At 69.1% G+C, this 24297-nt stretch carries 26 protein-coding genes; 14 read left to right on the top strand and 12 right to left on the bottom strand.

The genetic code is table 11. From position 1 onward, the window contains the following. The first annotated feature begins 47 nt into the window (after nucleotides 1–47). The 7 genes from ACTIL2_RS05220 (at nucleotide 48) to ACTIL2_RS05190 (ending at nucleotide 7774) form a co-directional block, all read left to right on the top strand. Nucleotides 48–1643 (top strand): acyl-CoA carboxylase subunit beta, encoded by a 1596-nt coding sequence (locus ACTIL2_RS05220; protein WP_442336405.1) that lies wholly within the window; start codon nucleotides 48–50, stop codon nucleotides 1641–1643. A gap of 29 nt (nucleotides 1644–1672) precedes the next feature. Further along, nucleotides 1673–1906 (top strand): hypothetical protein, encoded by a 234-nt coding sequence (locus ACTIL2_RS05215; protein WP_442336404.1) that lies wholly within the window; start codon nucleotides 1673–1675, stop codon nucleotides 1904–1906. Further along, on the top strand, nucleotides 1899–2567 hold the full coding sequence (locus tag ACTIL2_RS05210) for a Maf family protein (RefSeq protein WP_442336403.1): 669 nt from the start codon (nucleotides 1899–1901) through the stop codon (nucleotides 2565–2567). Before ACTIL2_RS05215 ends, ACTIL2_RS05210 begins: the two co-directional genes overlap by 8 nt. A gap of 121 nt (nucleotides 2568–2688) precedes the next feature. Next, complete coding sequence (locus ACTIL2_RS05205) at nucleotides 2689–3543, top strand: sulfurtransferase (RefSeq protein ID WP_442336402.1); 855 nt, start codon at nucleotides 2689–2691, stop codon at nucleotides 3541–3543. Between the two features lie 129 nt (nucleotides 3544–3672). Continuing rightward, nucleotides 3673–5439 carry an acetyl/propionyl/methylcrotonyl-CoA carboxylase subunit alpha gene (locus ACTIL2_RS05200; protein ID WP_442336401.1) on the top strand — a complete coding sequence of 589 codons (1767 nt, stop codon included), beginning with the start codon at nucleotides 3673–3675 and terminating at the stop codon, nucleotides 5437–5439. A gap of 20 nt (nucleotides 5440–5459) precedes the next feature. Beyond that, complete coding sequence (gene glpK / locus ACTIL2_RS05195) at nucleotides 5460–7040, top strand: glycerol kinase GlpK (protein ID WP_442336400.1); 1581 nt, start codon at nucleotides 5460–5462, stop codon at nucleotides 7038–7040. Nucleotides 7041–7081: 41 nt separating this feature from the next. Continuing rightward, complete coding sequence (locus ACTIL2_RS05190; RefSeq protein WP_442336399.1) at nucleotides 7082–7774, top strand: DUF1707 SHOCT-like domain-containing protein; 693 nt, start codon at nucleotides 7082–7084, stop codon at nucleotides 7772–7774. Nucleotides 7775–7867: 93 nt separating this feature from the next. Here the strand turns inward: ACTIL2_RS05190 and ACTIL2_RS05185 are convergent, their stop codons facing one another. Beyond that, on the bottom strand, nucleotides 7868–9100 hold the full coding sequence (locus ACTIL2_RS05185) for an amidohydrolase (protein ID WP_442336398.1): 1233 nt from the start codon (nucleotides 9098–9100) through the stop codon (nucleotides 7868–7870). A 121-nt stretch (nucleotides 9101–9221) separates the two neighbouring features. Here ACTIL2_RS05185 and ACTIL2_RS05180 point away from each other — a divergent pair, with 121 nt between their 5' ends. From ACTIL2_RS05180 to ACTIL2_RS05170, 3 genes are all read left to right on the top strand, one after another. After that, the gene (locus ACTIL2_RS05180; RefSeq protein ID WP_442336397.1) at nucleotides 9222–10049 is read left to right on the top strand and encodes a purine-nucleoside phosphorylase; all 828 of its coding nucleotides are present in this window, start codon (nucleotides 9222–9224) and stop codon (nucleotides 10047–10049) included. Beyond that, the gene (locus ACTIL2_RS05175) at nucleotides 10046–11659 is read left to right on the top strand and encodes a phospho-sugar mutase (protein ID WP_442336396.1); all 1614 of its coding nucleotides are present in this window, start codon (nucleotides 10046–10048) and stop codon (nucleotides 11657–11659) included. Before ACTIL2_RS05180 ends, ACTIL2_RS05175 begins: the two co-directional genes overlap by 4 nt. Before the next feature lie 306 nt (nucleotides 11660–11965). After that, entirely contained in the window at nucleotides 11966–12676 is a 711-nt protein-coding gene (locus ACTIL2_RS05170; protein ID WP_442336395.1) for a hypothetical protein, read from the top strand. Here the strand turns inward: ACTIL2_RS05170 and upp are convergent. Further along, nucleotides 12673–13320, bottom strand: coding sequence for a uracil phosphoribosyltransferase (upp, locus tag ACTIL2_RS05165; RefSeq protein WP_442336394.1), 648 nt, complete (start codon nucleotides 13318–13320; stop codon nucleotides 12673–12675). The genes ACTIL2_RS05170 and upp overlap by 4 nt on opposite strands. Nucleotides 13321–13382: 62 nt before the next feature. Between upp and ACTIL2_RS05160 the strand changes: the two genes are divergently transcribed. From ACTIL2_RS05160 to ACTIL2_RS05145, 4 genes are read left to right on the top strand one after another with little or no spacing between them, the layout of a single operon-like run. After that, nucleotides 13383–13760: a hypothetical protein gene (locus tag ACTIL2_RS05160; RefSeq protein WP_442336393.1), complete on the top strand. Its 378-nt coding sequence runs from the start codon at nucleotides 13383–13385 to the stop codon at nucleotides 13758–13760. Beyond that, nucleotides 13757–14758 carry a C40 family peptidase gene (locus tag ACTIL2_RS05155; protein ID WP_442336392.1) on the top strand — a complete coding sequence of 334 codons (1002 nt, stop codon included), beginning with the start codon at nucleotides 13757–13759 and terminating at the stop codon, nucleotides 14756–14758. The genes ACTIL2_RS05160 and ACTIL2_RS05155 overlap by 4 nt, the downstream gene beginning before the upstream one ends. A 3-nt stretch (nucleotides 14759–14761) precedes the next feature. Then, nucleotides 14762–14947, top strand: a complete 186-nt coding sequence (locus tag ACTIL2_RS05150) for a hypothetical protein (protein WP_442336391.1) — start codon at nucleotides 14762–14764, stop codon at nucleotides 14945–14947. A gap of 20 nt (nucleotides 14948–14967) precedes the next feature. Then, nucleotides 14968–16284, top strand: coding sequence for a hypothetical protein (locus ACTIL2_RS05145; protein ID WP_442336390.1), 1317 nt, complete (start codon nucleotides 14968–14970; stop codon nucleotides 16282–16284). Nucleotides 16285–16288: 4 nt separating this feature from the next. Here ACTIL2_RS05145 and ACTIL2_RS05140 read toward each other — a convergent pair whose 3' ends face one another. From ACTIL2_RS05140 to ACTIL2_RS05095, 10 genes are all read right to left on the bottom strand, one after another. Then, nucleotides 16289–17131 (bottom strand): hypothetical protein, encoded by an 843-nt coding sequence (locus tag ACTIL2_RS05140; RefSeq protein ID WP_442336389.1) that lies wholly within the window; start codon nucleotides 17129–17131, stop codon nucleotides 16289–16291. Nucleotides 17132–17234: 103 nt separating this feature from the next. Beyond that, nucleotides 17235–17795 (bottom strand): hypothetical protein, encoded by a 561-nt coding sequence (locus ACTIL2_RS05135; RefSeq protein WP_442336388.1) that lies wholly within the window; start codon nucleotides 17793–17795, stop codon nucleotides 17235–17237. Between the two features lie 7 nt (nucleotides 17796–17802). Beyond that, nucleotides 17803–18690 (bottom strand): hypothetical protein, encoded by an 888-nt coding sequence (locus ACTIL2_RS05130; protein WP_442336387.1) that lies wholly within the window; start codon nucleotides 18688–18690, stop codon nucleotides 17803–17805. A gap of 2 nt (nucleotides 18691–18692) precedes the next feature. Next, nucleotides 18693–19820 (bottom strand): hypothetical protein, encoded by a 1128-nt coding sequence (locus ACTIL2_RS05125; protein WP_442336386.1) that lies wholly within the window; start codon nucleotides 19818–19820, stop codon nucleotides 18693–18695. Between the two features lie 120 nt (nucleotides 19821–19940). Further along, nucleotides 19941–20249 (bottom strand): hypothetical protein, encoded by a 309-nt coding sequence (locus ACTIL2_RS05120; RefSeq protein WP_442336385.1) that lies wholly within the window; start codon nucleotides 20247–20249, stop codon nucleotides 19941–19943. A gap of 35 nt (nucleotides 20250–20284) precedes the next feature. Beyond that, nucleotides 20285–21790, bottom strand: a complete 1506-nt coding sequence (locus ACTIL2_RS05115) for a serine/threonine-protein kinase (RefSeq protein ID WP_442336384.1) — start codon at nucleotides 21788–21790, stop codon at nucleotides 20285–20287. Continuing rightward, nucleotides 21787–22497: a hypothetical protein gene (locus ACTIL2_RS05110; RefSeq protein ID WP_442336383.1), complete on the bottom strand. Its 711-nt coding sequence runs from the start codon at nucleotides 22495–22497 to the stop codon at nucleotides 21787–21789. Before ACTIL2_RS05110 ends, ACTIL2_RS05115 begins: the two co-directional genes overlap by 4 nt. 23 nt (nucleotides 22498–22520) lie before the next feature. After that, nucleotides 22521–23195, bottom strand: a complete 675-nt coding sequence (locus ACTIL2_RS05105) for a hypothetical protein (RefSeq protein WP_442336382.1) — start codon at nucleotides 23193–23195, stop codon at nucleotides 22521–22523. Nucleotides 23196–23207: 12 nt separating this feature from the next. Continuing rightward, the gene (locus tag ACTIL2_RS05100) at nucleotides 23208–23975 is read right to left on the bottom strand and encodes an ATP-binding cassette domain-containing protein (protein WP_442336381.1); all 768 of its coding nucleotides are present in this window, start codon (nucleotides 23973–23975) and stop codon (nucleotides 23208–23210) included. Then, nucleotides 23972–24297, bottom strand: a 326-nt coding sequence (locus ACTIL2_RS05095; RefSeq protein ID WP_442336380.1) for an ABC transporter permease subunit, incomplete at its 5' end; no start/stop codon positions are given. The genes ACTIL2_RS05095 and ACTIL2_RS05100, both read right to left, overlap by 4 nt.

Below are 24297 nucleotides of genomic sequence, written 5' to 3'. Positions count from 1 at the left end.
CCACCAGAATAGCCACAGGACCGGTATGTGCTTCTACACTGTAGGCCATGACTTCACCCACCTCTGCGCCGCAGCAGGCCGACATGTCCACCACAGCGGGCAAGCTCGAGGACCTCCGGAGCCGACTGGCGGAGACCGCCGCACCCGTCGGAGGGGCCGCCGTCGAGGCCGTTCACGAGGCAGGACGGCTCACCGCCCGCGAGCGGGTGGAGCACCTGCTCGACGACGGCTCCTTCGTGGAGATCGACGCCCTGGCCCGCCACCGCTCGACCTCCTTCACCATGGAGCGTTCACGGCCCGTCTCCGACGGCGTGGTCACCGGCTACGGCACGGTCGACGGGCGCCAGGTGTGCGTGTTCTCGCAGGACGGGACCGTGTTCGACGGTGCCGTCGGCGAGGTCCACGCCGAGAAGCTGATCAAGGTCATGGAGCTGGCACTGCGCTCCGGCGTGCCGCTGGTCGGGGTGCACGACTCCACCGGCGCACGTGTGAAGGAGGGCGTGGTCTCGCTCGGTATGTCGGCCCGGCTCTACCGGCTGCGCGCACAGCTCTCCGGGGTGGTGCCGCAGATCTCCGTCGTCGCCGGCCCGACCGCGGGCACGGAGGCGCACCAGCCCGCCCTGGCGGATCTGGTGGTCATGGTGGAGGGGGCGTCCTCGCTGTACCTGACGGACCCGGAGATCACCGGACGCGTCGTGGGCGAGGAGGTCACCGCCGATGACCTGGGCTCCGCCGCGGTGCATGCGTCGGTCACGGGCACCTCGCACCACACCGCCGCCGACGACCGGTCCGCACTGGAGTTCGTGCAGACCGTGCTGGGGCACCTGCCGTCGAACAACCGCTCGGTGGCCCCGTCAGGTCCCGCCGACGCCGATGCCGACACCGCCCCCCTCGACACGCTGGTCCCCGATTCCCCGCTCGCCGGCTACGACGTCCGGGACGTGCTCGCCGGAATCGTCGACCCCGCGTCCTTCCTGGAACTGCAGCCCGACTACGCGGGCAACATCCTGACCGGTTTCGCCCGGATCGCGGGACGCACCGTCGGCCTGGTCGCCAGCCAGCCCTTGGTCCTGGCCGGGGCGCTGGACGCCGCGGCGTCCGAGAAGGCCGCCCGGTTCATCCGCACCTGCGACGCCTTCAACATCCCGCTGGTCTTCCTGGTGGACTCCCCTGGCTTCCTGCCCGGCTCCACCGAGGAGCGCGGGGGCCTGCTCCGCCGCTCCTCCGCGCTGATCTACGCCGCCGCCGAGGCGACCGTGGGCATCCTCACGGTGGTCACCCGCAAGGCGTACGGGACGTCCTACATCGCACTGGGATCGAAGAACATCGGCGCCGACCTGGTCTTCGCCTGGCCGAGCGCCCAGATCTCCAACGCGGACGCGGAGAACACCGTCGCCGCCGTCCACGCCGATGCCCTGGCCAAGGCCAAGCGCCGCAAGAAGGACGTGGCCGCCCTGACCGCCGAGCTCACCGAGGAGATCGAGCGGACCCTGGTCAACCCCTACGCCGCCGCCGAGCGCGGGTACGTCGACGCCGTGATCACACCGTCGCACACCCGGGCACAGCTCATCGACGGCCTGGGCCTGCTGGAGCGCAAGGTCGTCGATTCACCCGCCCGCAAGCACGGCAACCTGCCACTCTGACCGCAGCAACCGCTGTAGAGGAGATCCCCATGACCGTCCCCTTCACCGTCGTCAAGGGCTCACCCGACGAGGCCGAGACCCGGGCCATCGGCGAGGCCCTGTCCACCCTGGTCGCCGAGGCCGCGGCATCGGCCGCCGCCCGCGGGGTGGACGCCCGGGAGCGCAACCGCATCGACGCCCGCACCACCTCCCGCGGGATGTGGGGAACCCCCCGTGAACAGCTGTCCGGCGTCCGGTTCAACCCCACCGGTTTCCGTGGCTGAGCCGGACACCCCACGCATCGTCCTGGCGTCGTCCTCCCCGTCGCGGCTGTCCATCCTGCGTACCGCCGGGGTGGAACCGCTGGTCCTGGTCCCGGGCGTGGACGAGGACGCCGCGGTGGCCGAACTCAGCAACCCGTCAGCGACCGAGGTCGTGACCCATCTGGCGGCAGCGAAGGCCCGCGCGGTCATCGACCAGTTCGCCGACTCCATCCCGGACGGCAGTGTGGTCATCGCCGGTGACTCCATGCTGCTGCTGGACGGTGAGCTGCAGGGCAAGCCGCACACGGTCGAGCGCACGATTGACCGCTGGCGGCGGCAGCGCGGGAAATCAGCCACCCTGATCACCGGGCACGCTTTCGTCCACGCCACGTCGGGCCCCACCGCAGCCGGACGTTCCCCCGGGCCGTTCTCCCCGGTCACGACGGGCGCCAGCGAGACCGTCGTGCACTTCGCGGACGCCTCCGACCGTGACATCGCCGCCTACGCGGGGACCGGCGAGCCGCTGGCCTGCGCGGGTGCCTTCACCCTGGAGGCGTTGGGTGGCTGGTTCATCGACCGGATCGAGGGGGACCCGTCGAGTGTGATCGGACTGTCCCTGCCGGTCGTCCGGGGGGCGCTCTACGACGCGGGGCTCGCGGTCTCCGACTTCTGGAACCGGTAGCCCGCCCCACCTGTTCGAACGTGAAGGAAGCCACACTTTGCCCCTGGATTCCCCGTCGATCACGAATCAGCGGCCTGGGACGGTTAGAATGCACGTGACGACATGAAAGGCGGTGCCCCACGTGGGAATCGAACTTGACCCCAACCCGCAGCTGCACCAGTACGCCCATCCGGAGAAACTCGTGACGAGTTCCTGGCTGGGCGCGAAACTGGGTGGCCCCGGGCTGAAGGTGGTGGAGTCGGACTCCGACCCCATCCTCTACAACATCGGACACCTCCCCACCGCCATCCGCATCGACCTGCACGAGGACCTCGGTGATCCGGTCACCCGCGATTTCGTCGACGGCGCGGCGTTCGCCGCACTCATGGACTCCAAGGGCATCACCCGGGACGACACCGTGGTGGTCTACGGGGACGACTCGAACCTGTGGGCCGCCTACACACTGTGGGTCCTCGAGCTCTTCGGGCACCCGGACGTCCGGCTGCTCGACGGCGGGCGGGACGCCTGGATGCAGGACGAGAGGGAGACGTCCTACGACGCTCCCCCCGCCCCCACGACCGGGTACCCGGAGATCGAGCGGGACGACACCAGCCACCGGATCTTCGTCGACGAGATCCGTGCCAACCACGGGAGCGGACTCCAGCTGATCGACATGCGCGACGCGGAGGACTTCATCGGCGTCAGGAACACCGGCGCCGCCAGCCGTTCCGGCCACATCCCCGGGGCGATCAACATCCCGCAGCGTGCCGCAGTGCACCCGAACCACCGCTTCCGTGGCCGCGGGGAGCTGGAGGAGACCTTCGGCGGGCTCGAGGCGTCCTCGACCACCGTCCCGTACTGCCACGCCGGGGAGCGCGCCGCGCACCTGTGGTTCGTCCTGCACCACCTTCTCGGGTGGGAGAATGTGCGGGCCTACGACGGTTCCTGGCTGGAATGGGGCAACATGATCCGTATGCCCATCGCGACCGGTGCGTGAACCGTCCCTGAAACGGGCCGCGGTTGCAGCGCGATTGTTCGTGTTGGAGAGTGTCGGACTGAATAGTAACGTCATCGTTTTGTTGTGGCGTCCGTGAGTCGTCTGTGTAGGCAAGTGTGAGGAGAGAACGTGCCGGTAGAGTTCCGGAAGTTGTCGAAGGTGCTGATCGCCAACCGTGGCGAGATCGCCGTCCGGGTCATCCGGGCCGCCCGTGACGAGGGCATCGCCTCCGTCGCGGTGTACGCCGAACCCGACGCCGACGCCTCCTTCGTCCGGATGGCCGACGAGGCCTTCGCCCTCGGCGGTGCCACCTCCGCGGACTCCTACCTGGACATCGGCAAGATCCTCGATGCCGCGGAGCGCTCCGGCGCCGACGCCGTCCACCCCGGCTACGGGTTCCTCTCCGAGAACGCCGACTTCGCCCAGGCAGTCGAGGATGCCGGGCTGACCTGGATCGGGCCTCCCCCGGACGCCATCCGTGAACTCGGCGACAAGGTCACCGCACGCGCCTACGCCGAGAAGGTCAACGCGCCGATGGTGCCGGGCTCCAGGGATCCGGTCCGCGACTCCCGGGAGATCACCGATTTCGCGGAGCAGCACGGCCTGCCCGTCGCGGTGAAGGCCGCATTCGGCGGCGGGGGACGCGGCATGAAGGTCGCGCACACCATCGGGGAGATCCCGGAGCTCTTCGAGTCCGCGACCCGTGAGGCGGAGAAGGCCTTCGGCCGCGGCGAGTGCTTCGTGGAGCGCTACCTCGACCGCGCCCGGCACGTGGAGTGCCAGGTCGTCGCCGACGTCCACGGCAACTACGTGGTGGTCTCGACCCGTGACTGCTCCCTGCAGCGCCGCTTCCAGAAGGTGGCGGAAGAGGCACCCGCCCCCTTCCTCACCGAGGAGCAGGACGCACGCCTGCGCGAGTCGTCGAAGGCGATCCTGCGCGAGGCCGGCTACCACGGTGCCGGCACGGTGGAGTTCCTCGTCGGGTCGGACGGCCTGATCTCCTTCCTGGAGGTCAACACCCGCCTGCAGGTCGAGCACCCGGTGTCCGAGGAGGTCGCCGGCTGGGACCTGGTCCGCGAGCAGTTCCGCATCGCCGAAGGCCGCGAACTGTCCCGCACCTGCGATCCGGAGCTGCGCGGGCACGCCATCGAGTTCCGCATCAACGGGGAGGACGCCAGCGCCAACTTCATGCCGCACCAGGGCACCCTGACCGCCTACCGTGAGCCCTCGGGCCCGGGTGTGCGGGTCGATTCCGGTGCGGAGCAGGGCATGGTCATCGGCGGCCAGTTCGATTCGATGCTGGCCAAGCTCATCGTCACCGGCGAGGACCGGGACCAGGCGCTGGCCAGGGCCCGCCGCGCTCTCGACGAGTTCGTTGTGGAGGGGCTGCCGACGGTAATCCCGTTCCACCGTGCCGTGCTGGACGATCCGGCGTTCACCGGCGATTCGCTGCAGGTCTACACCCGCTGGATCGAGGACGAGTGGGACAACCGGCTCGCGCCCCACAGGGACGCTGACGCCGACGACGCCGGGGATCCTGCGGCCGTCCCGCCGCGCCGCATCGCCGTCGAGGTCGACGGACGCCGCGTGGAGGTGTCCGTCCCCGGGGATCTCGTCGGCACGGACAACCCGGCACGCCGCAGGACCCGCAGGTCCTCCGGACGCCGCGAGGTCAAGGTCTCCGGTGACACCGCCGTCTCCCCGATGCAGGGCACCGTGGTCACCGTGATGGTGGAGGACGGTGCAGAGGTCGCCGAGGGTGATCCGCTGCTCGTCATCGAGGCGATGAAGATGGAGAACTCCGTGAAGGCCCACAAGCCCGGAACGGTCTGCGAACTCACCGTCACCGCCGGCGACGGTGTGACGAAGTCCCAGCCGCTGCTGAAGATCCAGTAACCCCGAAAGGCGCACGCGCTATGGTCGACAGGCTGAGCAACCTCTTCCGTCCCGGCCGGCCCAGCCACTCCCGCAACGGGAAGCGGGGCTACGTCCTGTCGCTGGACCAGGGGACCACGTCCACCCGTGCGATCGTCTTCGACGCGGTCGGCTCCATCGTGGACGTCAGCCAGCTGGAGCACCGGCAGATCTTCCCGCAGCCGGGCTGGGTCGAGCACGATCCGGAGGAGATCCGGCTCAACGCCCGACGGGTGATCGGGGACGTGGTCGCCCAGTCGGACATCGGCACCGAGGACATCGCCGGACTGGGGATCACGAACCAGCGCGAGACGACCGTCATCTGGGACCGCACGACCGGGAAGCCGGTCTACAACGCCATTGTCTGGCAGGACACCCGGACCGGTGAGTACTGCGAACAGCTCGAGGCCGAGCACGGCGAGATGTTCCGCGGGCGCACCGGCCTCCCGGTCTCCACGTACTTCGCCGGGCCGAAGATCCGCTGGATCCTCGACAACGTGGAGGGCGTCAGGGAACGTGCCGAGCGTGGCGAGCTGGCGTTCGGGACGATGGACGCCTGGATCATCTGGGAACTGACCCGGAAATCCCGGCGGTCCGGCAACAACCGCCGCTCCCGGGCGCGGCACGTCACCGACGTGACCAATGCGTCCCGGACGATGCTCATGGACCTGCGCACCCAGAAATGGGACCCGGAGCTGTGCGAGGCGATGGGGATCCCGATGTCGCTGCTTCCGGAGATCGTGAGTTCCTCGGAGGTCCTGGGCCGGGTGCAGCGCTCCGGCCCGGTCAACGGTGTCTCCATCGCCGGCATCCTCGGCGACCAGCAGGCCGCCACCTTCGGCCAGGCGTGCACGGAGCCGGGCGAGGCGAAGTGCACCTACGGCACGGGGAACTTCCTGCTGATGAACACCGGCACCGAGCCACAAACCTCCGAACACGGCCTGATCAGCACCATCGCCTACCGGATCGGGAACCAGCCGGCCGTGTACGCCCTGGAGGGCTCGGTGGCCGTCACCGGCTCGCTGGTGCAGTGGCTGCGGGACAACCTGGGACTCTTCAGGACGTCGTCCGACATCGAGCCCCTGGCCCGCAGTGTGGAGGACAACGGGGGGTGTGTGGTGGTCCCGGCGTTCTCCGGGCTGTTGGCACCGCGGTGGGAGCCGGATGCCCGCGGGGTGATCGCCGGGCTCACGCGCTACGTGACGAAGGCGCACATCGCCCGGGCCGCCCTGGAGGCCACCGCGTTCCAGACCCGCGAGGTGGTGGACGCGATGAACGCTGACTCCGGTGTGCCGCTGACGCACCTGCGCGCCGACGGCGGCATGGTGGTCAACTCCCTGCTGATGCAGTTCCAGGCCGACCAGTTGGGCGTACCGGTCACGGTGCCGAGGATCACGGAGACCACGGCGTTGGGGGCGGCCTACGCCGCCGGTCTGGCCGTGGGCTTCTTCGAGGGGGTGGACGAGATCCGCGCCCTGTGGCAGGAAGAGCACAGCTACATGCCGGACGCCTCGGCCGACGAACGCGACGCCGCCTACGCACTGTGGAACAAGGCCGTGGGCCGCACGCTCGACTGGGCGTGAAGGACTCCTCCCGTTCCACACCGGTGTTCTAGACTGGGCACATGTCCCCCGACCCTGACCAGTCCGGCCGGCCCGACCCGTCCCACCGCACAGTGCGCATCGGGGATTCCGAGCGCGACAACGCGCTGTCGATCCTCGCCGTCCATTTCGCCGACGGGCGCCTGTCACTGACCGAGTACGACGAACGGTGCAGGGACGCTGCCGCCGCACTGACCCGGGATGAGTTGGACGTCCTGTTCACCGACCTGCCCGTCCTGCCGAATCAGCAGGCGGGGGCGGCTGGAGCTCCGGGGTCGGACCTGACCGTCTACTCGGCCGGCGAGATCGCCGAACAGCACAGGCGGGGGTCGCGGCCACGGGCGGGGATCATGGGGCTGGCGACGATCGGCGCCTTCGGAGCCGGACTGGTCTTCGATGCCCCGGCGGTACTGCTGATCATCCCGGTCGTGTTCATCCTGTTGTACGTGATCAAGATCGGCCCGGAGTCCTGGCACACCCCCAGCCCCGAGGCACTGGAACGGTCCCGGGTGCGCAAGCAGCGCCGGGAACACCAGCTGGAACTCGAGGAGCGTGCGCACACCCAGCAGCTCGAACTGGAGGACCGGAAGGCGCAGCGCAAACTGAAGCAGTCCGAGATGGGGACCGAGGCCATGGACCTGGCGCAGCGGGCGATGAAGGGTGCCACCGGCATGTTCAAGGGGCGTGGCCGCGGCGGCAGGGGCACTGGCCAGTAACTTTCGCACCGCCCGCGGTCACCTGCCGGATGCGACCTGGGGGTTTACCGGGAGCCACGCCGCGGCCGGTGCGAAAGTCAGGTCGGCGAGCCCCTACAACGCCAGGGTGTCCAGTTCCACCCGCCCGAACTGCTCGACGACCCCGGCGAACAGCCGGACCCCCACCGGGATGCAGGCCTCGTCGAAGATGATGTTGGGCTGGTGGAGGTCGGGCTTGTCGCCCTGCCCCGTCCATGCGCCCAAACGTGCCATCGCCCCGGGGACGTGCTCCAGGTACCAGCTGAAGTCCTCCCCGCCGCTGGACTGCGGTGCCTCCTGGAGCGCGTAGGGGTCGACGTCCTTCACCGCCTGCGCCATGACCGCGGTACAGGCGTCGTCGTTGGTCACCGGGGGCACACCCTTGGTGTAGCGGATCTCCGCGGTGGCCCCGGTCGGGGCGAGGACCTGCTCCACCAGCTCGGGGAACAGCGTGTCCAGGGTGCGCCACACCGAGGGACTGCCGGTCCGCAGCGTCCCGAGGAGTGTGCTCTCCTGGGGAATGGCGTTGAACGCCGAGCCACCGTTGACCGCGCCGAAGGTCAGGACAGTGCCGGTACGCGGGTCCACCCGGCGTGACAGCAGCCCGGGGAGCTGGGTGATGAGCAGACCGACGGCGTAGATCACGTCCGACGTCAGGTGCGGACGGCTGGTGTGGCCGCCGGGTCCGCGCACGATCAGCTCCACCACGTCGGTGGCCGAGGTGATGGCCCCGGTCTTCACGCCGATCTGCCCGGCGCGCAGTTTCGGCTCGGCGTGGACGGCGAAGATGTGGCTTACACCGTCCAGCGCCCCGGCACGGATGACGTCGGTGGCACCGCCGTCCAGCACCTCCTCGGCGGGCTGGAAGATGCAGCGCACCCGCTGTTCCAGGCCGCGCTCCCGGTCGTAGTCCGCCAGTGCGCAGGCCAGGGCGAGCACCACGGTGGTGTGGATGTCGTGGCCGCAGGCGTGCATCACCCCCTGGTTCGTCGAGGCGAACTCCAGGCCGGTGACCTCGTTCAACGGCAGGGCGTCGATGTCGGCGCGGAAGGCGATGTAGGGCGTGTCCGCTCCCGGCGCACCCCCGATGTCGACCACGGCACCGGTCCCGGGCAGGCGGCGTGGCTCAAGGCCCGCCTCGGTCAGCCGGTCGATGACGAACCCGGTGGTCCCCGTCTCCCTGTGCGACAGCTCAGGATGGGAGTGCAGGTGGCGCCGCCAGCCGATCACCCGGTCGTGGTTGTCGACGATCCAGGCGGCGACGGCGTCTGCCACCGGGCCGGTGTCGGCGGAACCAGGTGTGCTCACTTTGGGCGGTGCTCCTCGGTAGATAGACAGTGCAGTTCATCCTAGCCACCACCACCGCGCGGGTACACACCCGCTCCCCTTCATCCTCCGAATGTCCCACCCACGTCCTATGCTGGTGGGCATGACTGAACCTGATCAGCTCGCGGTGGACGCATCACAGGAACTGGCCCGGCGCACCGGACGGGACAGCCACGACGTTGCCGTCGTCCTCGGCTCCGGGTGGCGTCCTGCGGCGGACGTCCTGTGCGGGGGCAGCACCGTCACCGAGTTCCCCATGGCCGACCTGCCCGGATTCCTTCCACCGACGGCGGAGGGGCACGGGGGGACGGTCCGCAGCCTGGAGATCGCCGGACGCAGTGTCCTGATCCTGCTGGGACGGACCCACGGCTACGAGGGCCACCCCCTGTGGCGGACGGCCCACGCGGTGCGGACCGCCGCAGCGGCGGGGGTGTCCACGGTGGTGCTCACCAACGCGGCCGGTGGCCTGACGGAGGGGATGAGCGTCGGCGAGCCGGTGCTGATCAGCGACCACCTGAACCTGACCGGACGCACCCCCCTGGCCGGCGCGCAGTTCGTGAACCTGGTGGACGCCTACTCCCCCACGCTGCGCAGCCTGGTCAAGGAGCTGCGGCCGGGGATGCGGGAGGCGGTGTACGCCATGATGCCCGGTCCGCAGTACGAGACCCCGGCGGAGATCGGCATGCTGCGCACCATCGGTGCGGGCCTGGTCGGGATGTCAACCGTGTACGAGACCATCGCCGCCCGCGCGGAGGACGTCGATGTCCTGGGGATCTCGCTGGTCACGAACCTCGCGGCGGGCATCACCGGGGAACCGCTGGACCACCGGGAGGTCCTGGCTGCCGGGAAGGCCGCCGCGACCGAGATGGGGACACTGCTGCGCGAGCTGCTGGAGAAGATCGCCGACGACACGACCGAGGAGCACGCATGAGCGACCACCTGACCTTCGGAACAGCCGGACTCCGCGCACCGGTGGGCCCCGGGCCGGACAAGATGAACGCCTCGACGGTGACACGTGCCACCGGCGGCGTTGCCGCGTGGCTGCGGAAGAAGCTGGAGGCGGAGGACAGCGGGCACAGCGGCCCGATCACCGTCGCCGTCGGCTACGACTCCCGCTACGGTTCCCACGCCATGGCCCGTGCCACGGCCGAGACCTTCGCCGGGGCGGGGTTCGACGTCACCCTTGTCGCCCACCCCTCCCCCACCCCGGTGCTCGCCTGGCTGGTGCGCCACCGCGGCCTGGACGCCGGGGTGCAGGTCACCGCCAGCCACAATCCGAAGGCGGACAACGGCTACAAGCTCTACCTGGCCGGGGGATCCCAGCTGGTCAGCCCCGCCGACCGGGAGATCGAGGCGCTGATCGCCACGCAGCCCGACGCGGCGGAGGTCCCACGGTCGACCACGGTGTCCCTGGACCTCGGTGCGGTCGAGGGCTACGTCGCCGCGGTCTCCGCCCCCCTGTCCTCCGGGGAGAACCATGTGCTGTCCTCTCGCCGCGGCCTGCGGGTGCTGTACACCGCCCTGCACGGTGTGGGCGGGTACGCGCTGGAGGAGACGTTCCGCAAGGCAGGGTTCCACCGCCCCTCCACCGTGGTGGCGCAGCGGTGGCCGGATCCGGAGTTCCCCACGGTGGATTTCCCGAACCCGGAGGAGCCGGGCACGTGCGACCTGCTGCTGTCCGCCGCGTCCAACGGCGACCCTGCCGACCGTCCGGACCTGCTGGTCGCCCTCGACCCGGACGCCGACCGGTGCATGATCGGTATCCCCGACCCCCACGAGCCCTACGGCTACCGCATGCTGCGCGGGGACGAGACCGGGCCGCTGCTGTCGCGACGCGTGGTGAAGCGCCACGACTCCGCCAACGACGGCGCCCCGGCCCCGGTGGTCGCGACGACGGTGGTGTCGTCCTCCCTGCTGGGACGCATCGCCGCAGCGGAGGGCTGGGACTACCGGGAAACCCAGACGGGGTTCAAGAACCTGGCCCGGGCCGCGGACAACGCGGTCGGCAGCCTGGCCTTCGCCTACGAGGAGGCGATCGGGACGTGCCCCTTCCCCGGCATCGTCGCCGACAAGGACGGCATCGCCACGGCACTGGTGGCCGCCACGTGGGCCGCGGAGCTCAAGGCACAGGGCCGGACGCTGCGTGAGGAACTGCAGAAGGTGGACGAGGAGTACGGCCCGGTGCGTACGGCCCAGGTGTCCGTGCGGTGTGCATCACCGAAGGCCGCGGCGGCGCTGGTGGAGCAGTGGGCGTCGGACCCGCCGGCGGAGTTCGGCGGGGCCGGCCCGTCCTCCGCGGTCTCGGCCACCGCGTTGGACGGCCAGGATCCGTCGTGCGGCCTGCGCCTGGTGTGGCAGGACGGGGACCTGGACTACCGGGTGATCGCCCGGCCCTCGGGCACGGAGCCGAAGGCGAAGTTCTACCTGCAGGTCGCCGGGGAGCTGTCGTCGTCGGACGACCCCGCAGGTTCCGTCGGGGACGTGACCGCGGCCCTGGAGGAGCTGACCGCTCTGGTGCACCGGCTGACCGCCCAGGGGTGACCTGACAAGGCGCGCTCACCGCCTGCGCTGGCGACCCAGCTCGCCCAGCCTTCCCGCTCTCGGTGTGCCCGCCGAACGCTCCGCACAGGAAATTCTTCTACGCCGGTGCACACTGATGGGCGCTGAGCGGCGCTGAGCGAGCACCGGCGTAGAACAATCTTGCCCTATGCACCTACGTTGGTGGATATGCCCATTTCCGGATCAGGCTGCTGAGGAATTTTCCTCGACTCCGCCCCGTGGCCCGTAACCGCCCGTTAGGCTGCTTGCTGAGTATTCACTGACGTCCTACCGAGAGGTTCTCCAACGATGCGCTCAGCCTCACGCGCCGCCACCCGTACTACCGCACTCGCCGCCGCCGTCACCGCGGCCCTGGCCCTCGCCGCCTGTGGTGATGACAGCGGAGACGACAACAGTCCGACCTTCACCGCTCCGGAGACGACGGAGACCACCGAGGCAGAGACCACCGGGTCGACGACGGAGGAGACCTCGGAAACCTCCGCGGAGAACAGCCTGGAGTCGTCTGCCCCCGGGAGCGTCGGCGCATCGGAATCCGCCAGCGCCGACGACGAGCCGACCGAGGCTGCCGCGTCAGGCGACAGCACGGGTGATGTCGAGATCACGGTGACTGCGCCTGAAGACAGCGGATTCGGGAAGGACACCATCATCAAGACCGGGCAGACCACATACGAGATGACCGGGGACTACCCGACGTACGACTACATGGAGGAGCTCCCCGCCGTCGGTTGGCAACCGAACGGTGAGCTGCAGGACTGCTCCACCACGGTCACCTACTCCTCCGAGGACGCCACGGAGATCGCCCAGTACCGCACCCAGTCCTGTGACAACAGCGTCAGCGAGGGCGACTCCTCCAGCGACTACGAATGGCTGGACCGTGGCCCGCTGCCGAAGCAGGGGTCCGAGGCTCCGATCACCATCACGGTCGAGATCGAGTCCGGTGGCGACACCGTCGAGGGCGAGACCACGATCAGCCTGCGCAACCCGAACAACTACCGCTAGATCCCGTCCAGGTCGATGTTCCGCGGACCGTAGAGCCGGTCACCCGCGTCGCCGAGCCCGGGAACGATGTAGGCGTCCTCGTCCAGGGACGGATCGATCGTGGCGGTGACCAGACGCTTCACCGGGTAACCGGAGTCGCGGACCGCGTCCACACCGGGCACCGCGGAGACCATGCACACCACCGTGATGTCGGTGGCGCCGCGTCCGGACAGCAGACGCAGCGCGTGCAGCAGCGATCCGCCGGTCGCCAGCATGGGGTCGACGAGGAAGACGCTGCGTCCGGACAGGTCGTCCGGGAGAGCCTCCAGGTACGGCACGGGTTCGTGGGTCTCCTCGTCGCGGGCCATGCCCAGGAACCCGACCTGCGCGTCCGGGATCATGGCGAGGGCGGGGTCGATCATGCCGAGCCCGGCCCGGATGATCGGCACGATGATCGGCGGGTCTGCGAGACGCCGTCCGGTCGCGGTCGCCACCGGGGTCTCCACGTCGAATGTCTCGGTCCCGAGGTCGCGGGCCGCCTCGTAGACCAGCATGGTACCGAGGTCGGCCAGGGCCCCACGGAACGCGACGTTGTCGGTGCGGGCGTCCCTCATGATGGTCAGTCGGGACGCGGCGAGCGGGTGGTCGACTTCGATTATCTCCATGCTCCCCAAAATAGTCGACGAACCGGGGAACCTCAGCACACCCCCGCGGAGTCTATCTAGCCATGGCACTCCCACAGGCATTCCAGAGCGACTCATTGACAGCGGACCCCGAGGCGTTGGCGGCGGCCGCGGAACGGGCGGGCACCATCGCCGACCAGCTGGGCGGCAGCTCCACCAGCGGTGGCGTCAGCGTCAGCACCGGGGAGGACATGGTGCTGTCCGCCCCGGTCCCGCAGGCCGCGGCCTTCTCCGCCGCGCTGGCGACCGCGCGTAGTAACCAGTCACGCACCCTCGACGGTTTCGCCGGATTCTACCGGCAGAGCGCATCCTCCCTCGCCGCGACAGCCCACCAGCTCAGGAGGGGCGAGGACGTGTCGGCGGGCGGCTTCATCTCGATGGCCGGCGGTGCTGGTACGGGTGCGGGGGGTCGGTGGTCATGACCGATCTCCTCTCCCTCGTGGAACCGGTCCGGCAGTTGGTCCCCGCCTCCGCGGTGCCCGGTCGACATCCGCTGGCCGGACTGCTGGAGAGTCCCGGCGCCGCCACGCTGGCCACTGCCCTGGTGGAGCAGGCACCCGCGCTGGTGGATGCCGCACTCACAGGGACAGCCGGCACCGTGGCGGTCTCCCGTCTGGGAGATGCGGGGCGCGGCGCCGTGGAGCTGATGCAGCTCTCCCGCGATGTGGAGGCGGTCGCCCTGGAAGGTGTCGCGGCGGTGGAGCGGGCGGCGGCGGACATCACCCTGATCGCCAGCGATTGTGTCCGTGAGGTGGTCACCGCGGTGGCAGTGGCCCCGTTGTCTCCGGCCACCTCCACCGTGGCCCTGGAGATCGGCTGCCGGCACCTGGCCCGCGCCCACAGTCGACTGGACGCCCTCGGTGCCGAACTCGGTGAGCTGACCTCGCGGGTGGAGTCGATCGACGGTGTTCTGCCGGGCGTCCCGTCCATGCCGGGGACGCCACCGGACCACACCGTTGCACAGGACAGCCCAACGCCGACCGGAAGCCCCACGTCCGGCACCGGTGAGTCGGACACCGCCGACGGGGACGGCGCATCCGGCACCGAGACCGCGGCGGTCGCCGGCGCACCCTCGCCGGAGGCCGCCGCAGCCGTCGAGGCCGCACAGACCGAGCTGGGCACGCCCTACGTGTGGGGTGGCACCACACCTGGGGCCGGCTTCGACTGCAGCGGCTTCACCCAATGGGCCTACGCACAGGCCGGGGTGGACATCCCGCGCACCGCAGACCAGCAGGCCGTTGGTCCGCAGGTGTCCGCCGATCAGCTCGCCCCCGGCGACCTGGCTGTGTGGGACGGGCACGTCGCCATGGTCACCGGCGACGGCCAGATGATCGAGGCCGGGGACCCGGTGCAGGTAAGCCCGGTGCGCACGGAGAACATCGGGATGAACTTCCTCGGCTTCTACCGGCCGACGGGATAGGGGATGACCATGCAGCGGCACCAACGGCACCGGGGACTGGCACGGATCACCTCGACCCCGCCGACACCGGAGTACAACGTCCAGCAGTTCCTCGGCGAACCCCCACCGACTGTCCCGCCGGTGCTCACCTCCGAGTTGTTCGGCGAGCGCGCCCCACACCACGGTCCGGTCATCGACCGCAGCCGGTAGGGGCGCTAGAATCTGCGGTCATGGCAGACAATGGAATCGTCACCCTCGAACTCGAGACCACCGCCGGCACGTACTACACCCTGTGGGCGCCAGGATGGGTCTCCCGGGGCGAGGAGTGGCAGGCGTTCCTCGGCGATGATTCAGGGGTATTCGGGTTCGCCTCCCCCGCCGAGCTCCTGGCCTACATCGAGAACTCCTCGGCGCATGATCTCAGCGACCATCCGCGGTGGAAGGCGTTCCTGGAGGGGGCCGAGACCAAGGTCACCCCGAAGCTGGCCGGGCAGGTCAGCCTCGTCGAGCTGCCGAACAAACTGGCTGGGCGTCCCTCCTTCGAGAACACCCGCCTGGTGTCCAACGCCTTCCAGGTGCTCCGCTCGTTCGGGGTGGTGTGCGGCATCGAACGCATCAACCGCTGGTTCCGCGCCTACTCCATCCTGGGCAATGTGAGCCGCGGCCCCGACCACTACGCCGGCGAGAACGGTCTGAGCGAGTGGTCCAGCATCGGTTTCACGGTCCGCGACAACTGGGTGGAACTGGTCGACGCTGTGGACGAGAACCTGGTCACCCCGGATCTCGACGCCGGGGATGTGGAGGCCGCGCAGGAGCGCATCGACGCCCTGGACGCCACCGAGGCCGACGAGGAGACCGGCGACGACGACGCTGAACCGGAGGATGCGGAGAACGGGAAGGACGGGGCCGCTGCCGCCGCTGCAGGTGCTACCGCAGCGTCCGGAGCCGGGTCCGACGGGTCCGACGGATCCGACGACCCGGACACCGACCCCTACGACGACACCCCGTGGGGCGCGGCCGGCATCGACCCGATCCGGATCACCATTGACGGCACCACCGTCTACACCCTGCGCTGCTACATCGGTGACCGCCAGCCGGTGTTCCTGGGACGCCTCGGCGAGATCCACACGTTCCCGTCATCGCGCTCCCTGGTGCGCTGGATGATCGACGCGAAGGACCATGACCTCGCCGAGATGGAGACCTGGGGCGACCTGGTGACCCTGGCCAACGCCGGCGAGCTGGAGGTCACCGTGCACTCCTCCAACGTCTACGGGTTCACCGGCCTGCGGGACGACATCACCACCGGGATCGACGCGGTGGACACCGACCAGCTCGGGCGGGCCTACGAACTGCTGGCCGACGCCGCCGACTGGGCGAAGGACGACGGCGTGAACCAGGTCCTGCTGGCCTACCCCCGTCTGCAGGACTACGTCGCCTACATGCTGGGCTCCCCCTCGGCGGGCACCCCGACCGCCCCCTTCGACGAGGAGGCCAACGGCTGGACCCAGCTCGAGACGAAGCTGACGGAGCGCTTCACCAAGTTCTGATCACTCACTCCTGCCAGACGGTGTCGTCGTACCAGAAGTTGTCGAAGACGGCGAGATCCTCGTTGTCGTCGTCGCCGCTGAACCAGATGTCCGGACCCAGGAGCTCGATGACGCCACCGTCGACGTCGACCGAGTAGGCACCCTGCTCCACGTCGACCCAGCGGTCCATGTCCACGTCGCCGTCAACGGTTCCGCTGGCGAAGTCCGCTCGCATGTACAGGTCCCCGGAGTCCTCGTACATGCACACGACCACCGCGGAGCCATCACCCTCACCCGCGTAGACCCATGTGTCGCCGCCATCGCAGGACGCGTTGTCGTAGTCCTCGTAGCCGCTGTACCCGAGTCCGGGGGGCATGTCGCTCTCCTCTGCGCCCTCCCCATCATCGTCGAGGAGCCTGTCCTCGAACCCCTCCCCGGAACCGACGTCGGAATCCGTGTCCAATTCCAGGTCAGCACCCAACGAGTCGTCGTCGCTTTCGGTCTCGGAGGGTGCGAACGCGATACTGCCCCCGTCGGCGTCGTCGCCGCTGTCCCTGTTGAGGAACCACAGGCCGGCGGCCCCGGCACCGATCAGGGCGACGAGCGCGACAACGATGGTGACCACGACACCCCTGTTGCTCTTCTGCTGCGCCTGCTGCTCCGGGCCCTGCCCGTAGCCACCGCCCGGGTAGCCTGGCGGTGGCTGTTGGCCGGGGTACGGGTACTGTCCCTGGTCAGCACCGTAGGCCTGGTACGGATTCGGGTACTGCGGGTGCGGTGGCTGCTGCGGCGGCTGGCTCTGCTGCGGTTGCTGCGGCTGGCCGCCCCGGTTCCCCCACCCGTTGCTTCCCCAGTCATTGTTGCTCATGGTTATACCAACCTTCTGGAACTCTCCTCTGTTACCTAAGGAACAGTAGTATCACCCGCCGAACTACGGCACACCGGGTTCGATCCAGAAATGGCCGGTCCCGTCAGCAGGGACTCGAGTAGGACGTGTCGTCGTTGAGCAGCCGGGCATTCGTCCCCGGAGCGCTCGCCGCGGCCCGGCACAGTCCGGCTATGTCATCCCCGTAGTCGATCACGACCGGGTGGACATCGACGTCATCCACGGTGGCCCGGAGGGACGGGCAGTGCCCGGGCTCCAGTTCCACGGCGGCCGGGGAGGACGCCAGGGCGCCGTCGATCTCCTGCTGGAAGGTCGGGCTGTTCGCCATCACCGAGGACACGATCAGGACCCCACGGCCGTCACAGGCCAGGGACCCTGATCCTGACGGCACAGGCTCCTGGGCCGGGGCCGACGTCGTCGCCGCGGTCGTTTCGGCCGGTACCTCGGCCGGCACTGTGGCAGTGGTCCACGCCGGACCCGCGACGTCCTGCCCGTCCCCACCGGAACGCCAGAACATGACTGCGACCACCACCGCGGCGACGACGACAACGCCGACGGTCACGATGGTGGCCACGAACCAGCGTCCGCGTGACGGGGCGGACGTGCCCGGTGATCCCCCCGGGGCGCCCCGGAAGGCTGCCCCCATGAATCAGTCACCGGTCCGACTCACGGCTTTCACCTACGACAGCATCCTGCTGGTCCTGTGCGGCATCCTGCGCGACGTCCGGGCCATTCCCCGGAACCCCCGCATTCTCCGGCGCTGCGTCCGGCTGGAATGCGGCGGCGCCACCATCGGCGCCGGCTTCCCCGTCGGTCCCCGCCTTCTTCGTCCGGGCGGGGAACCAGGGGCCCTCACCGCGAATCGCGAAGTACACACCCAGGGCGGCGATCAGGACACCACTGACCAGGACAATGTACTGGCCCGGCCCCACCGAGGAGGTCGTTGCGTCGATGATCTGCTGGATCATCGCCTCACCCTCGGGACCCAGGTCCTGCGGAGTGCCCACCTGCTCCTCCGGCGTGATCCCGAGCGAGGTCACCAGACCGTAGATCGCGTAGCCGAGGAATCCCAGTCCGCTGATGGCAGCGACAACGCCACCGATGCGCCGCAGGGGCGTGATGGCCACCAGGCCGGCACCGACCAGGGCAACAACGACCAGCGCGATGGAGATCGAGAAGTACAGGCTGTCGAATGCACTCTCCGCCAGCCCCACGGACTCCATCTGGGCCTTGAACCCGCCGAAGCCGGACATCGAGATCTGCATCTGGTTGTCCTCGCCCTGGTCGACCACCAACCGGCCCCACCGCATCGACAGGCCGAACACCGACACCAGGGCCAGCACCGCCAGGGTGCCACCGACGATCAGCGGGTTGGTGGACAACGCCTTGATCTGGCCGCCCCGTGACGTCCCTGACGACACCGCGTCCGCGGGATCAGGGACAGGCTCGTTGCTCCACCTCCCCACGGTTTCCGTACCGGTCTCCTGCACCGGATCCTGCGTTGGTTCCTGCTGGTCAGTCGTGTCGTTCTTGTCTGCCATTCCTACTTCTCCGTCGCGGCGTCCGCGACCTTGTCCTGATTGTTTGCGGTGTCGGGGGCGACGATCCTGCGCACACCCCAGATGATCTCGTTGATGCCCAGCCAGGCGGCCACCCAGAACAGGGTGAACATCATGGCCTTCATGATGTGGAACACCGCGTCGAAGTCATCGCTTCCGGTGCTGAACAGAATGATCAACGGGTACAGCATCCCGACCACGATGACCGCCAGAATGCCGAGGTAGATCTTCGATTCGCTGCGGCTGCGTCCACCCACGCCCCACCTGCTCGTATCGAGCTGCGAGGTGCGCGAGGAACCCTGCGCCGCCTGCGGGTCGGATCCGAACCCGCCCAACGAGGACGGGTTGTCCGGCGTGTACGGCCCGGACGAGTACGGCGTGCCACCGAATCCACTGGAATCCTGCGGTGCGGACTGCTGCCAGGAGCTTCCGGACTGTGCGCGGTGCGCCCCGGACGAGCCGGCGGCGGCACCCGCCACCCCGGCGGCGCCCGCGGCGGCGGCCGTTCCCGCCGCCGCAGTGCCGGCCGACGGTCCACCTGAGCTGTCCCTGCCACCCTCCGGGTCATCCGTGCCGGACGGCGTTGCCGAAGGGGCATCGGGCCCGCCGGGAACCGAGACGGCGTCGACCACGGCGGTGTCGTCATCGCGGGCCCCGCTCACCGGACGTTCCTGAGAAGACTGTGAAGTCTGGTCGTCCGGGGTCTCGGTGGATGCCGGCTCCATCGACGACTCCGGAACCAGGGGCGAGGACGGTGAGTAGGAGGAGAACTCCTCCTGCCGCGTCGGGGCGGAGTACGGTGACGGCCCGGGTTCAGGCTCCGGCGCCGACGGGGCCCCGCCGGGCGGGGTCTTCGAGTCCGCCAGGTCGTGGAGCCAGCGGATGTTCACCACATCGTCCTGCCCGCCGTACAGGGCGGCCTCGTACACGTCACGCTTGTAGGGGTCCCCCAGGATCGCCAGTGCGGTCTCCAACTGGTCGATCTCCGGGGTGTCGCCGGTGTAGCCCTGACCCTTCAGGTCCGAGATACGACCACCCAGGATCTCGGAGATCCCGCTCGGCGGCATGTCCTTGTCAAGGTGAAGCTCGGTGTACAGGTCGTAGTTCGCCATAGGTTGTCCTCACGTTCTTGTGGTTGTTGGCTGTCGCTGACGGTCGACACGACCGACATGGTACTCAGCGATACCTTACCGCGACTAACTAGTGTAGGTGCTGGCCCTGCATTCCCGCTGTCAGCACACTGGCATTGACGTCACGAGCGACTCCGCGTCCACTCCGGAAAGAAGCAGTGCGAACCGCCCGCTGTCCTCCCCGCCCGGGATCTCCACGGTCTCCACGGTGCACCGGCTGTTGCTGAGTGTGGTCCGTCCGGACGCCGGCAGGTGGGACTCGCGGGCGTCGCCGTCCTTCCACGCCGGTCGCAGCCGGGAGAGGTAGGACGCAGTCCCCGTCACGGCATCCGCCGAGGGGGACCCACCGGTCGGCGGCACCTGCGGCTCCGGCTGACTGCTGCGGGGTCGGCCCCATCCATTACTGCTCATGCGGCGATTCCGGCACAGCCCGCTGACCCCCGGGGTCAGTACACAGGAATGTTCCCCACCACGGAGCCCGCGGAATCCGCCTGCTCCACGGTCGTTCCGTTCATCAGCATGGCGAACCTCGTGCGGTAGCCGTCCTCCGGGAACACCATCAACGAATCACCGGACAGGCTCGTGCGGATCATTCCGCCGTCGTGCCGCAGAAACTCGGTTCCACTGTCCGGAACGTAGGACGCCCGGGTGTCCTCGCCGCCGAAGTCGACCACGGCCATGGTCATCCCGGAGTCCGCGCAGACCACCCGGGCCGACTCCTCGCCCTGCGGCGTCTTCCCCTCGCAGTTCATGCCCCTCCAACCGTCCTGGTTCTGCCGCTCGGGCAGCAAGCCGGGGAAGGCATCGACGATCGTGGCGTCCTGGCTGTCCCACGCCGGGTGCAGGACCTGCCGGTACCCCAGCACGCCCAGCAGCCCGGTCGCCGCGGCGAGCAGCACCACGGTCGTCAGGACGGCGATGCGCCGCCGGGTGCGCTTCCTCGGTTGCCGGGGGTGCGGTGACTGCGTCGGCGGCTGCTGCGGCCCCCAACCCACCGGTACCGCCCTGGTCTGCGCCGTCGTGTCGCGACCGGGTCCACGGGTCGCGGCGACCAGCGCGTCCAGGAACGCGGTGGATGAGGCGAAGCGCTGTGCGGGATCGTTGTCCAGCGCGGTTCGGAGCACCGCGGTGATCCTGGAGACCGCTGCCGGGTCACGTACGTCGTCCGGCGACAGGTTCTGCGCGGAGAGTTCCGGCAACCGCCGGTTGCCCTGCCACGCGGACTGGCTCATCGTGTCGCGGAAGGCGGTGAGCGTGAGCATCTCCAGCGCGATGAGTGCCAGGGCGTACCGGTCGGTCGCCGCGTTGTAGTCGACCTCGTGCGCCCCGTAGGTGCTGGCCACGGTGTAGATCTCCGGCGCCATGTACTTCTGGGTCCCGATGACCAGTCCGGTGGAGGTCACGCGGGTCTCGTCTCCGACGATGCTGATGCCGAAGTCTGTGAGCACCGACGTGGTGGCCGGGTCCACCGGCAGCAGGATGTTCGCCGGTTTCAGGTCGCGGTGGACCACGGGCGGCGTCCTGGCGTGGAGGTGGTCGAGGGCGTCGGCGACCGGCCGCAGCACCGTGCCGACCTCCGCGGCAGTGTAGTGGGTGCCGGACGCCCGGTGTTCGGCGAGGGCATCCTCCAGATCGCCGCCGGGCTCGTAGTCCATCACGAAGTACGCGGTGTTCTCCACCTGGCTGGCATAGTGGATGTTCATCACCGCGGCATGTCGGATTCCGGCGAGAGTGCGCATCTCCGCAGCGAAACGGCGGTAGCCGTCACCGGTGGACACCGCTTCGGGGCGGATCACCTTCACCGCGACCCAGCGCTCCAGGTTCTGGTCGTAAGCGCGGAAGACCTGCCCCATCCCTCCGTTGCCGATGAGGCTGAGCTGGGTGAGACCGTGCTTGCGCTGCAGTTCCCCCGCAAAGCCGTCGGCCCCGGCCGCCTGCTCGACCCAGCTCATCCGCCGTTGTCCTCCGAGCTCCAGGTGAAGCTGCGGCCGGAGCGCTCGTTGCCGTCGGCGGTGAGGACCCGGACACCGTCGTGGCTGATCTCGATGCGCAGGGACCCGGTCGGGTAGGTCTCCCAGGCTCCGTTGCCCGTGCGGTCCGGGTCGATGTCGTGCTCGGCACCGCCGTCGTTGTAGAACCCTCGGTAGTACAGCCCACCGCGTTCGCCGACCCGGCAGATCACCGCCCGGTCCTCACCGTTGGTCCCGGCGAAGATCCACTGGTCATTGCCGTTGCAGCGCGCCTCGGGCACGCCGCGGAACCCCTGGCTGGTGACGGTGTCGCCGCGCAGGTCACCGTCAGCGTCACCGTCGTCGTCATCGGGCGCAGGACGCGTCGACGTGGGGCTCGCGGTCGGCGTCGGATCCTGCTCCTGTGGCGTGGGGGCGGCCTCCGCTTCTGTGGTCTCCGCCGCGTCCGAGGGGTCCTCCACCGAAGTGAAGTTCGGTCCCGCCTGGGTGTCCCCGTCCTCCCCGTCACCGCCGAACTGGTTCCAGATGAACACACCTGCAACGACCAGTGCCGCGATCGCGACTACGGCGACGGAGATGAACACTCCGGCACCCCGTCCCGGCTTCTGTTCGGGCTGGCCCGGTTGGTTGCCGGGACCCCACGGATTGCCGGTGTTCGGGGTGGGAACGCCCCAGTCGTTGTTCCCCACGTCTTAACCTTCCCTTCGCGGAACTATAAGGACCAGTAGTTTTCCTGAGCATACCTGGCCAGTGCAAGCCGACGGGTGGGGGCATTGCCGTTCTTCGCGGAGAACCCCGGAACCCCGCTGGCCTCCAGGGACCTGCAGATGTAGTCGATCTTGGTGTTGACCTTCTTCTGCGACCACCCGAGGCCCTCCTCCAGGTCCTTGACCGACGGAACCTCCGACATATCGGATCCCGGCCGTCTGACCAGGGGTGCCGCCAGCGCACGCAGCAACTCCGCCTGCTCGCCGTTGGGGATGAACCCGCCGGTGGTCATTGTCGCCCCGTCCGGCACGGACGTGCCCGTGGGAGGACGCAACGTGGACGCCACCGTGAGCGACAGCTCGTAGGTCATCGCCGAGGTCGCGAAGACCACGGCCGACTCCCCCAGCGGCAACGGCAGGCTGGAACCGGGGCCGAGCCGCAACTGGCTGAAGGAGTTCTCAGCCCTCGGCTGGATACTCGCGGCAATGCGGGATCCGCGGTTGGTGACCATCCACGTGCCGTCGGTGTCCCAGATCTGCAGGAACACCCGGTGCATGAACTCATCGTCCTGCGCCAGGGGGAACTCCGCGGCACGGCCCAGCGTGATCCTCTCGCCCGGGCTCAGTGCGACACGGTTGCCGACGAGGTCGTCGATGAGGATCTGCCCGGGAAACAACATGGACCTATCCTCCTATCTCTCGAGTTCGTGCGCCAGAGAATCCAGCTCCCCACCCCCGGCCATCTCCAGGGTGAGCTGCTCCAGGGTGACCTCGTCCCGCGTCGCGTCCAGCACGCACCTGCCCAGGTTCAGCAGGACGAAACGGTCGCCCACCAGGTAGGCGTGGTGCGGGTTGTGGGTGATCAGGATGACACCGATGCCTTCGTCCCGGGCTTTCGCGATGAACCGCAGGACCATGCCGGACTGCTTCACTCCCAGCGCCGCCGTCGGTTCATCGAGGATCAGGACGCGCGCCCCGAAGTACACGGCGCGGGCGATCGCCACGACCTGGCGCTGCCCGCCGGACAACGAGGAGATCGGCACACCGACGTCGGGCAGCTCCACACCCATGCTCCCCAACCGGTCGCGGGTGACCTCCCGCATCGCCTGCTCCCGGAGGGCACCGAAGGGCCCGGCCAGCTCCTGGCCGAGGAAGAAGTTGCGCCACACCGGCATCTGGCCCACGACCGCCAGGTCCTGGTAGACCGTGGCGATGCCGTGGTTCAGGGCGTCCCGCGGATTGGCGAAACTGACCGGCTCACCGTCGATGAGGATCTCCCCGTCGGTGGACTTGTGCAGGCCGGCGAGCGTCTTGATCAGCGTGGACTTGCCGGCACCGTTGTCACCCAGGACGCAGGTGACATGCCCTTCCTGCACCGACAGGTCGATGCCGTCGAGGGCGCGGAAGGCACCGTAGGACTTGCCGATACCGCGGAGTTCGATCACGGGTGTGCCACTCATTTGCGCGCCTCCGAGAACTTCGAGAAGGAGTTGTTGGACAGCACCGCGGCCAGCAGCACCGCACCGACGAAGAATTTCAGCCAGTCCGGGTTCCACCCGGCGTAGACGATGCCCTGGTTGGTCATGCCGTAGATCAGTGCGCCGATGGCCGTACCGATCGCCGTTCCCTTGCCACCGGTCATCGCGATCCCTCCGACCACGGCGGCGATGATGTAGAGGAACTCGTTGCCCACGCCCTGGCCGGCCTGGATGGAGTCGAACTGGTACAGGTTGTGCTGGCCGACGAACCAGCAGGACGCGGCGACGGTCATGAACAGGATGA

The sequence above is a fragment of the Corynebacterium sp. genome, assembly GCF_052107835.1.
Lineage (GTDB): Bacteria > Actinomycetota > Actinomycetes > Mycobacteriales > Mycobacteriaceae > Corynebacterium.
Note: the sequence above shows the minus strand (reverse complement) of the source record. Positions and strands in the feature narration are given on the sequence as shown.